Annotated in this window: 13 protein-coding genes and 1 pseudogene; 12 read left to right on the top strand and 2 right to left on the bottom strand. The window is 45.6% G+C overall.

From position 1 onward, the window contains the following. The first annotated feature begins 95 nt into the window (after nt 1-95). A complete protein-coding gene (locus ACM0OZ_RS16640) occupies nt 96-323 on the top strand; it encodes a hypothetical protein (protein WP_414583920.1) in 228 nt (75 codons plus the stop codon). On the opposite strand, the gene ACM0OZ_RS16645 is transcribed toward ACM0OZ_RS16640, so the two are convergent. After that, a complete protein-coding gene (locus ACM0OZ_RS16645) occupies nt 289-2,010 on the bottom strand; it encodes a M23 family metallopeptidase (protein ID WP_414583921.1) in 1,722 nt (573 codons plus the stop codon). The genes ACM0OZ_RS16640 and ACM0OZ_RS16645 overlap by 35 nt on opposite strands. Nucleotides 2,011-2,156: 146 nt before the next feature. Then, the gene (locus tag ACM0OZ_RS16650) at nt 2,157-2,963 is read right to left on the bottom strand and encodes a biotin--[acetyl-CoA-carboxylase] ligase (RefSeq protein ID WP_414583922.1); all 807 of its coding nucleotides are present in this window, start codon (nt 2,961-2,963) and stop codon (nt 2,157-2,159) included. 78 nt (nt 2,964-3,041) lie between these two features. Between ACM0OZ_RS16650 and pgeF the strand changes: the two genes are divergently transcribed. The 11 genes and pseudogenes from pgeF to ACM0OZ_RS16705 all read left to right on the top strand — a co-directional run bounded on the left by pgeF (nt 3,042) and on the right by ACM0OZ_RS16705 (nt 9,535). Continuing rightward, nucleotides 3,042-3,845, top strand: a complete 804-nt coding sequence (gene pgeF, locus ACM0OZ_RS16655) for a peptidoglycan editing factor PgeF (protein ID WP_414583923.1) — start codon at nt 3,042-3,044, stop codon at nt 3,843-3,845. 595 nt (nt 3,846-4,440) lie between these two features. Then, the gene (locus tag ACM0OZ_RS16660; protein ID WP_414583924.1) at nt 4,441-4,803 is read left to right on the top strand and encodes a hypothetical protein; all 363 of its coding nucleotides are present in this window, start codon (nt 4,441-4,443) and stop codon (nt 4,801-4,803) included. Next, entirely contained in the window at nt 4,800-5,201 is a 402-nt protein-coding gene (locus ACM0OZ_RS16665) for an HNH endonuclease (protein ID WP_414583925.1), read from the top strand. The genes ACM0OZ_RS16660 and ACM0OZ_RS16665 overlap by 4 nt, the downstream gene beginning before the upstream one ends. A 48-nt stretch (nt 5,202-5,249) precedes the next feature. Then, nucleotides 5,250-5,360, top strand: a pseudogene (locus ACM0OZ_RS16670) (laccase); the annotation flags it as partial. Between the two features lie 196 nt (nt 5,361-5,556). Then, entirely contained in the window at nt 5,557-6,330 is a 774-nt protein-coding gene (locus tag ACM0OZ_RS16675) for a DUF1883 domain-containing protein (protein ID WP_414583926.1), read from the top strand. A gap of 90 nt (nt 6,331-6,420) precedes the next feature. Beyond that, nucleotides 6,421-6,642 (top strand): BrnA antitoxin family protein, encoded by a 222-nt coding sequence (locus tag ACM0OZ_RS16680; protein ID WP_414583927.1) that lies wholly within the window; start codon nt 6,421-6,423, stop codon nt 6,640-6,642. Between the two features lie 60 nt (nt 6,643-6,702). Beyond that, complete coding sequence (locus ACM0OZ_RS16685; protein ID WP_414583941.1) at nt 6,703-6,870, top strand: hypothetical protein; 168 nt, start codon at nt 6,703-6,705, stop codon at nt 6,868-6,870. Then, entirely contained in the window at nt 6,806-7,651 is an 846-nt protein-coding gene (locus ACM0OZ_RS16690) for a DUF6597 domain-containing transcriptional factor (RefSeq protein ID WP_414583928.1), read from the top strand. The genes ACM0OZ_RS16685 and ACM0OZ_RS16690 overlap by 65 nt, the downstream gene beginning before the upstream one ends. Before the next feature lie 75 nt (nt 7,652-7,726). Then, nucleotides 7,727-8,266 (top strand): DUF6022 family protein, encoded by a 540-nt coding sequence (locus tag ACM0OZ_RS16695; RefSeq protein WP_414583929.1) that lies wholly within the window; start codon nt 7,727-7,729, stop codon nt 8,264-8,266. A 196-nt stretch (nt 8,267-8,462) separates the two neighbouring features. Then, nucleotides 8,463-8,762 (top strand): hypothetical protein, encoded by a 300-nt coding sequence (locus tag ACM0OZ_RS16700; protein WP_414583930.1) that lies wholly within the window; start codon nt 8,463-8,465, stop codon nt 8,760-8,762. Nucleotides 8,763-9,061: 299 nt separating this feature from the next. Then, the gene (locus ACM0OZ_RS16705; protein ID WP_414583932.1) at nt 9,062-9,535 is read left to right on the top strand and encodes a hypothetical protein; all 474 of its coding nucleotides are present in this window, start codon (nt 9,062-9,064) and stop codon (nt 9,533-9,535) included. The last annotated feature ends 65 nt before the right edge of the window (nt 9,536-9,600 follow it).

The raw sequence follows: 9,600 nt of genomic DNA on the forward strand, positions 1-9,600 counted from the left end.
GCAGGGGTTTTTGTTTGGCGCTTTTACAAACTCACTACGCTCAAAAAGTTCGGGAAGTTGGGGGAGTAGAGGAAGCAGGGTAAGGCAATACTTTATTGCCCTTATCTCCCTCATCTCCACGCCAGTCGCCTCAACGGGGGGAACCCCCGCACGGTGAGCCAGCGCTGCAGGAGGGTCTCCCTCCGCAGGCGACTGCGTTCACCGAAGGTGTGCCGAAGGCATACCCGAAGGGCGCTGGCTCCTCATCTCCCTCACTCTCTCGCTCCCTCACTCCCTCCCTCGACTTTTCTAGCTGCCTGATTGCTGAGGAGTTTGAGCTGTAGTATTCAAGGATTGAATTAATTGACCGAGGGCGTACTCTAATTGAGTACTTGGGTCAGTAGCAACCCACCCTTCTGGTGTCAGTTGGCGCACCTCAAAGTGCAAGTGGGGACCTGTGGAGTTACCAGTGCTACCAACTCGGCCGATAACGGTTCCCTTGGACACCACCTGACCGGGTTGAACAAAAATTTCTGACATATGACCGTAAAGAGTTTGTTGCGCGTTGCTGTGGTTAAGTATCACCGTCATACCATAGCCGCCCAACCAGTCAGCACTCTCTACTTTACCAGAGTAGGCAGCTAAAACAGGGGTTCCCATTGCCGCACCGATATCTGTACCCGAGTGGAAACGGCGATCGCCTGTTATCGGATGAGCTCGCCAACCAAACAAAGAAGTAATTGGAGAGGGGGCAGAAAGGGGATACATCAATCCAGTACCACCATAAGCGAGTCTACCACCGTAGACGCCATTGTAGTTGATTTGCGGCAATACTGCTGCCAGTGGGATGTCGTAAGTGAGATTACTGGGACGAGGAGCAACATTATCAGCGGTCATTGGCGCTGATAAACCACCTGCTGCTGGTGCAATCGGCACAGAACTGACTGTTGTGGTTTGGTTGAAGTTGGGGATAAATCGATTCGGGCGGAATGTAGTTTTAGTCACACTACCAGAAGCCTCTTCAGAAGTGTGACGCCTGAGACTACTTGTTAAAACACCAGAACCAATACCACGAGTGGGACGCATCAAAGAGTTTCTTTCACTCTTCACACGTCTAACTGGCGGTACAGTTGCTAATGTGGTAGGTTTGCTTCTTCTAATCCAACTAGGCGCTTTCTTTTCGGCTGATTCAGTATTGGAATCTGCTACACGCTGATTTTGATATCGAAGCTTAGCACAAATGCTGTTGGGAACATTTTGCCCCACTAATCTTCTACAAGTACTAGATCGTTGTGTGATCACCACAGAATTGGGTGGTTCATACTTATTGGTCACGCCTACTTGATAATCAGTGGGGTCAATGTAGGAATTATTGTAATCTTTGCTGGTGGAGTCAGCAGAAGGAGCAGCGGGGTAGTTCTTTTGGGAAACCTCTTGTTGAGGTTTTTCTTCTCTTACAGTTGCATTTGGCTGCGAATCCTCTACTTGAGGTTTTTTCCCTAACCTTGCTCTTAACTTTCTCACACTTTCAGTACGCACAGAAACTGCTACCTGAGGTTTTGATTTTCTAATCACTACCTCTGGTTGTGAATCTTCTGCTTGACGTTTTGATTTTCTGATCACTACCGCAGGGCTGGAACTTTCTGCCTGGTATCTGGAATTTCTGATAACTACCGCAGGACTCGACGCTTTTGACTTGGATAGTCTCTGTCTCAGTCTAGCGCGGCGTTGAGAAAATTCTGGTTGTGATCGAACCGCTTCTGAACCGGAAGTGCTATTGTTCTGTTCTCCAGAATATTTTTTAACTGGATTTGCAGATGGGGCTGGTTGCGAGCTTTCAGCAGTGGGAACGATGTTGTCTATTGCTGATTCGGTTTGAGCAAACACCAAGCCACCATTTGTGAGCATACTGATAGTGCCAAGCCAAGACAGGCTTTGTGCTGGGAGCGTAGACGCAAAGCGTCTTGTTGATAGGCATCGGTGCCACAATTGATGCAAACGGTTCTCGGTCGAGTGATTGCGCTGCGTCATTGTTTCTCTGGTGTTGTGTGTGGATTTAGCTTAAAGAAATTAACTCAGTAATTTGTCAGTTAATTTTAGATTTTGGATGGGGGATTTGCTTGTAGTAAGTGCTGAAGCGCTGACTACGAAACCATTATCCAATGTAAAGTTCTTCCTTAATCAGATGAATGAAAGTAACCCAAACTGATTGTACCGGGCTGAAGGTAAATTTCTGGTGTTTTTACTGATTTAAGTTCTGTTGTTTCCATGCAAACCCGAAGCTCCCCAGTATTTGTCACACCAACTACAGTGCCTACAGTCTCATTGATGTAGACTCTATCACCCATGTTTGTTAGCAACTCTAGATAGCGGGATATTAATATATTGGCTCCTTCTTCAAACAGGCACTGTATACCAGATTCTATTCCAATTAACACTTCAAGAATCAGCATTTCTAAAGATGGGATGCATTTAATGTGCTGATTTGCTTGCCACATTGCCAGATTTATTCCAGTTTCCGGTACTGGGTTTGCCCAATTCATGCCCACACCAATCACTGCTTGGGTGATTTGGAAGTGCTGCACTTTGGTTTCTGTTAAAATACCGCATAGTTTGCGCCTCTGCAAGACCAAATCATTGGGCCATTTAATTTCAACAGGAACGCCGCAGCTTCGCAATTGTTTAGCAATTCCCCAAGCCGTCGCCAGCGTAAGTTGGTAGCTGTTCGTTGCGCTTAGCTGGGGAGCTATTGCCACCGAAAGATATAATCCCCCATTTTGGGACATCCACTGACGACCCCATTGTCCTCGTCCGGCGGTCTGTTCAGTAGCAATGACGACACATCCTGTTTCAGCGCCTTGAGCCAGTAAGTCCCAGAGGATTTGGTTGGTTGAAGAAACAGTTTCAAAAAGATGTAGCGAAAATGGTATATAAGTATTTTTGCGCCGCAGGGCGCAATCCAACTTTTGCCGATCCAATCCCACAACAGTTTACCTAAATTTACTCGTTCAAGTTAGGATGAATTGACTGCTATTTATTTTTGTTTTTAGGTTTGGTTAAAGATGCACTCTTGGCACTGGCGCACTTGGGAAGGACTACCCTATCTGACCTGCAGTCTACTGGAATCCTGGCACCACGGCTTTTTTACTCAGCAGTTTTCGCCTAGTTCTCCTTTGGAACTGACAAAGGTGCTGCATCCTGAGGCATCAGTTTATCGCTTAAAACAGGTACATGGCAATACCGTCCTCACTCCAACAGAAATTACAGGTAAGTTAACAGAAGGTGGAGACGAGGTCGAGGACGTTGGTGATTATGCCTTGGTATCAGGAGATGGGTTAGTATCCGACCAGCCTCTACAAGCATTATGGGTAGCTACCGCTGATTGCACACCCGTGCTAATTGCTGATCACAAAACCGGACATGTGACAGCAATTCATGCCGGTTGGCGTGGTACTGCGCTCAAAATAGTACCGCAAGCCATCAAACGAATGCAAGCACAAGGTAGCAAACTTCAAGATTTACGAATTGCAATGGGACCAGCGATCGCAGGTGAGGTTTATCAAGTCTCCGAGCAAGTCGCTGCAGAAGTTGGGAACAGCATTATACCACATAGTGATGAAAAAGCAATAGTAGCTGCATTGTACGAGCTACCAAATTCACCCTTACTCCCAGATCCAAATCCAGGACGGGTGCGGCTAGATGTGCGGCGGGTGAATGCTTTACAGATGGAACAAATGGGAATTAGTCCAGAACAGATAGCGATCGCTCCTTATTGTACTTATCAAACCCCAGAGTATTTCTTTTCTTACCGTAGGGAAAAGCAGAAAAAAGTGCAGTGGTCGGGTATTGTCAGCAATGACCTCTGATTGGCTGGAACTAAGGAATTGTTATCAGTGAGACGCCTATCTTTCATGTAACAGGGTATCTGTGGGGCGATCAATTTTGAATCAAAGCTACACACCTCAGTTCACGATTGATATTGCTTAGGGCTATAATTTGAGGCAAGCGAATTCCAATTGGAAGAGTCAACGACCCAGGTCTAAAGACACTGGGCTTAAGCGCCTAAGACTCGACCACAGTTGACCCGACTTAGTACTTTGAGTACTACGTTATTGGTAAGTGTTTAAGTTCCTACCTACGGATGCTTTCGCCAGTCTGTAGCTCTAGAAATCAAGGATTAAACAGGTTTATTGGGTTAAGCCAGTGTCTTTGATAAGTGCCGACCAATAACAAAGTCTCGGCTAACTTTACTCCCTTTTGGGAAGGCTCTACAGAGCAAAACCGTTATGCGTACAGGGTGAACGAATTGAGATGGTAATTGTCCCATCGAAAGTACATTACAAAAGTACACCGATTCAAGTAACCCCAAGGCGGTAATGGAGCAAGGCGACTAAAGCCGCTTGAGTCGTGTTTCCTCTCAGGTCTAAAGACCCTGAGTTCCCACACTTCCCACGAGGTTTTATGACTACAGTAGCTATTTTGCCAATATCTAATCCAAACGGTGAAAAGTCTTATCGCGCTATTGCAGGTGACAAGCAATCGGTTGGCAAAACAGCGGGGCAAGCGCTAGATGCGTTGACGGCTCAGTTAGGTGAAACTGAGTTCAGTGCGCTGCTTGTTATTCAAAGCTTTCGTCCTGATCCGTTCTTTAGTCAAGATCAACAAAAACGGTTATCGGAGTTGATGAGTTTATGGCGGACAGCACGAGATCAAGGACAAGCATTGCCGCCAGAGCAACAAGCAGAGCTAGATAATCTTGTTGAGACTGAACTAAGAGCTGCAACAGCCCGGACAGCCGCATTGATGCAGCAATTGAGTCAATGAACCCTTATTACGCTGTGGTTGCAGAACGAGCCAATCATCGTTGTGAGTACTGTCATGCACCTGAACTGGTATTCAACTTTCCCTTCGAGGTCGAACACATTATCCCGCTCTCTAAACAAGGTGCAGATGATGAGTCCAATTTAGCCCTTGCATGTCGCTCATGTAATCTCCGTAAAGGAACTCGCATCAGTGGTATCGAACCTGATTCAAATACTGAAGCTCGTTTCTTTCATCCAAGACAAGACCGATGGGATGAGCATTTCCAAGCCAATGTTGAGTCTGGTACGGTTACGGGCATCACTTCAATTGGAAAAGTCACTGTAGAGTATTTGGAGATAAACAGCCCTTCTCAAGTAGCAGCACGACAGTTATGGATTCGTTTAGGTTTGTTTCCGTAAATGCGTCAGTAGACCAAAACTGCGCTGCACCAGACTGCTGGTTTAAGCGTTGGCATCGCTCCTTATTGTACTTATCAAACTCCAGAATACTTCTTTTCTTACCATCGGGAAAAACAGAAAAAAGTGCAGTGGTCGGATATTGTTAGCAATTATCCATAAATTTACTCTCATCAAAGTAAATATACTTAAAGATTTTGTATAATATATCTAAGTGGATATTTTTTAGAAAAATTCTGTCTATACATGAAGGCAAACGCTTACAATCCTGATTCAGTCTCTCTTAGTAAAGTGCGTATCCAAAAAATTTCTGTCTAATAGCTAGTTAGACTGCTCGAATTAAAGTTAACTAGAAAATATGCAATTTGTTCATCATAACTTGGGTTATCGGAAGAGCGGTGAAATCGTTGAGGTGACCCTTTCAGGTAGCGCAGCAAATGTCCAGTTACTCGATAGTTCTAACTTCGGAAGCTATAAGAACGGCAGGCAACATCGGTACTATGGTGGTCTTGCCAGACAATCTCCTGTTCGACTGCAAATTCCGCATTCCGGTCACTGGCATATCGCAGTGGATATGCAAGGTTTGCAAGGCTCGGTTCGAGCATCTGCCCGCATTCTGCCAGGTCCACTAGCAGAACTACGCGAGGCTCCGCTGTCTTCTGTACCTAGCTTGGTTCAAGATGAGCCTCCCGCTAATAGTCCTGATAGAGTGAAGGAGTACGATGTTTTTATATCCCACGCCTCCGAAGATAAGGATTACGTTGTGAGACCTCTCGCTGCTGCTTTAGTCTCTGAAAATCTTCGAGTTTGGTACGACGAATTTGAACTGCGGATCGGTGACAGCTTGCGGCGTAAGATTGACCGTGGACTCGCTAAGAGTCGCGTTGGGCTGGTTGTTCTTTCCCACGCATTCATTAGTAAGGGCTGGACAAATTATGAACTTGATGGCATTGTCACGCGAACTGTGAGTGGAGAGCAGATACTACTTCCAATTTGGCATAATATTTCAAAGCAAGAGGTTCAAGATTATAGCCCGTCGCTAGCGGATAAGGTTGCTCGAAGCACAGCTACGCATACAGTGAACGAGATAGCTGCTGAAATTGCCGAGTTAATCCGTACCCATGCAGCATAACAAGCGTTTGCGCGCGCAACGGAAGTTTACACTATCAATTGAGATGCAAACTCCATTACCTCACGTACTAATTGGGCAGCACTAGAGGCAATGACAGATGAAAAGATTAATTACTCTGACATTCCGCCTTTGACCGAGGAGTTTTTTGAGAAGGCTACGTTGCGAATCCCGCCTACGCAGGCGCAAAGCTTAATTCAGTTAGACCTGGATGTCATGGCATGGTTTCAGTCTCAAGGTGCAGAGTACAAAACTCTCATCAACTTGGTTTTGCGTCGTTACATAGAGAGCAGTGGCGATCGCTGCGCAAGCTAACAAATCGTTGGAGTTGAGCTTAAGGAGCGATCGCCGTTTTTGTTTAATGCATGAAATGCGATGTCCAAAGTAACTATCAAATCCGCAAACACAGGGGCAAAGCTGGAATTTGCAGATATTGGAAACGAGTATTTTACACTTGAGTATTTGTTGCGATCGCTCTATGATTTACCACACTTATATCCCTCGCTCGCCACTATCACAGTTCGTGGCGTTTTTGTGGTCTAGCGAGGGTGACAACCTGCCGAAGGCACAGGTACGCTTGCTGCCGATTGGTTCGATGGAGTTAGTCATCAACCTACGCAAGGACGAGATCCCTCTGTTTGATCCGCACAGTCGGGCACGGTGTGGCAGCACACGCGGCATTAGGATATGTGGAGTCCATTCTGAAAACTTCATCATCGACAACGATAGCCAAGTCTGTGTCATGGGCATGCATTTCAAGCCGGGCGGCACTACCCCGTTCTTTGCGCTTGCTGCCGGAGAATTGCATAATCAGATTGTATCGCTGGATGAATTGTGGAATCGTCGCGCCGGAGAACTCCGCGATCTGCCGGATGCAGCAGCGCTTCGCTATCGCCTACTCGAAGCTCGAACCTTAGAAACTCGCTTCCTCGTTTTGGAGCATTTCCTCCTGACTCTGATGGCGCAGCCGCCCGAACGACATCCTGCTGTTGATTTCGCGTTACGCCAGTTTCAGCGATTACCCATGCCCACAGTCCGCGCAGTGACGGATCAAATCGGTTTCAGCGCGCGCCATTTCAGCCAACTATTCCGCGATGAAGTGGGGTTGACGCCCAAGCTGTTTTGTCGCGTTCAGCGCTTGCGGCAAGTGCTTTACCTCTTGGCTGGAAAAGAACACGTCGATTGGATGGATGTCGCTTTAACGTGCGGCTACTTCGACCAAGCGCACTTCATTCACGACTTCCGTACGTTTGCTGGTTGTACTCCCACAGCCTATCTTGAACAACGGGGCTTGCATCCGTGCCATATTGTGCTGCCCAATTGAGGTCAATTTTTTACAATCCTCTCGCATCCGTTATGCGCCACAATACAAGGCGACACAATCGGGAAATCGCTTTCGATGGAATTATTAAAGGAATTTCTTTCGGAAAACAAGAACAGCGATATTTTTGCGATCGCTCAATACATTGACACTCATATAGCTGCAAACTGGCAAACTCTAATTCAGAAGAATATTGATAAGTTGGTAGACGTATTCAACAGAGCGGGTGATATGGCGTACGGAATGTATCTAGGCTGGCTGTTTCTACCTGTTCACAAGCAGCTAAAAGAAGCTGGATTGCGCCCCAAGCCCAGATTCCCTGGCGATTTCAATATCTCAAGAGAATGGGGTACCAAAGAAGAAACTGATCAACAGCGTTGGATGTGGAGCACCATTGAGTCAACAGAAGGAGAGTTACTCGGAACCATTGTCACAATTACGTTTCACGACCACACTCAGTTTCGCGTTCCCCAAAAGCCCCAGATCATTGCTTTAACAGAAACAAGCAAGGAAGCTGTTGTAGAGGCGCTGTCGCACCGTTGTGCCGACTTCAAAAATGCACTTGAATTCAAGATTGAATACGAAGAGTACCTGCGAAGCTTAGAGAGCCAAGGTTGAAGTTGCACAGTACGAGTAGCAGGCACCGACAATTTTGTGTGAGTGGGGCGGTTAAGACCAGACCTGTTGAAAAAATGCGGTCAGTCCTAATGGGTTAATGGGATGCTTGGAAATGCTTGCCGAACGATTCACCGTCTAAAATGAATTTATTTTTGTGGTGTAGTTCAGGGGATAGAGCTAACAAAAGTGTTACATAGTGGTTGTATCTGAGCTAGTCGATCAAGGAGAATTTTCCAGCATGACACCTGAAGATAAGAATTCTCAAAAACAGGTTCTAATTGGCATAATACGTCGTTTCGTGATTGGGGCTGTACTTGGTTTAATTCCAGTTTTGCTTCATCTGTTCTCTTCCGGTGCATTAGACGATTGGACGTGGAATAATGCAACTATCAATTTTTTTGTATTAGTATCCTTGATTTGTGGAGTCCTGTCAGCTATTTTTGGAAAACGCTTTTTCAACGTAATAACAGGTATGTTGGAGACTGGAGCATTCTAAGTAAAAAGTATTTTTTACAAAAAAAACGCATCACTCTATGTATTTTTGCGGTAGAACAACCCCAGTTTAAGGGAATTCCTTCAGTCCCTGGCATAGTTGCAAAGGTTGCTCGCAGCCGCTGACTCGGAATGTTAGGCGGCTTCGGCTCCAGGTTGAGGCGCTACCTGAGGCTTGCTTGTTGAAGATGGCCTTCGTTTGATTCTTGCGCTATGAACTTTGTTTCCTACCAACAAGCTAACAAGTTGATCGAGGCATTGTAAATGGAGTGATCGAAAGAAGTCTTTAGAGGTAATAAGAAGATGAGGAAAATACTCTACATATTAATTGGTCCAAAAGGAGCAGGAAAAACATATATTGGAAGTCAAGTAAATAAAAATACAAACATAAAGTTTTTAAGAGTAGAACCGATATGGCTGAAATTAGCGCCTGGTGAGGATGGTTGGGAAAGAGTTGAGAAGGAAATTGAGAAGGAGTTTCAGCAGCATAGTAAGGTAATGATTGAAAGTTTAGGGGCAGGAGAAGGATTCAATCGGCTGCATTCATCATTACGAAATAAATACGAAGTAAAACTGATAAAGGTGTCTGCTGATTTAAAAGAATGTTTGAGAAGAGTGAGAAATAGAGACAACTCAGATCACATACCAGTATCAGATGAGAAAATAGAAGAATACAATAAGATAGCAGCAAGCATTAACCACAAATGGGATGCGATTATTGATAATAATGGTCCGGCTACTAATGAAGAGATTCTTAGGGTCATTGAATCTATATAAGTGCATTGTCGTCAGAAACCCCACGCCTAAAGGCGGGGGCTTGAAAAAAGCCTTAATCTGACCAG

Origin of the sequence: Scytonema sp. PCC 10023 (assembly GCF_963920835.1) — a bacterium.
Lineage (GTDB): Bacteria > Cyanobacteriota > Cyanobacteriia > Cyanobacteriales > Nostocaceae > Kalymmatonema.

Bases quoted from the DNA above. Each gene is read 5' to 3' on its own strand.
- pgeF (WP_414583923.1), top strand. From the start codon at position 3,042: ATGCACTCTTGGCACTGGCGCACTTGGGAAGGACTACCCTATCTGACC.
- ACM0OZ_RS16685 (WP_414583941.1), top strand. From the start codon at position 6,703: ATGTCCAAAGTAACTATCAAATCCGCAAACACAGGGGCAAAGCTGGAA.
- ACM0OZ_RS16665 (WP_414583925.1), top strand. From the start codon at position 4,800: ATGAACCCTTATTACGCTGTGGTTGCAGAACGAGCCAATCATCGTTGT.
- ACM0OZ_RS16680 (WP_414583927.1), top strand. From the start codon at position 6,421: ATGACAGATGAAAAGATTAATTACTCTGACATTCCGCCTTTGACCGAG.
- ACM0OZ_RS16695 (WP_414583929.1), top strand. From the start codon at position 7,727: ATGGAATTATTAAAGGAATTTCTTTCGGAAAACAAGAACAGCGATATT.
- ACM0OZ_RS16705 (WP_414583932.1), top strand. From the start codon at position 9,062: ATGAGGAAAATACTCTACATATTAATTGGTCCAAAAGGAGCAGGAAAA.
- ACM0OZ_RS16645 (WP_414583921.1), bottom strand. From the start codon at position 2,010: ATGACGCAGCGCAATCACTCGACCGAGAACCGTTTGCATCAATTGTGG.
- ACM0OZ_RS16660 (WP_414583924.1), top strand. From the start codon at position 4,441: ATGACTACAGTAGCTATTTTGCCAATATCTAATCCAAACGGTGAAAAG.
- ACM0OZ_RS16690 (WP_414583928.1), top strand. From the start codon at position 6,806: ATGATTTACCACACTTATATCCCTCGCTCGCCACTATCACAGTTCGTG.
- ACM0OZ_RS16675 (WP_414583926.1), top strand. From the start codon at position 5,557: ATGCAATTTGTTCATCATAACTTGGGTTATCGGAAGAGCGGTGAAATC.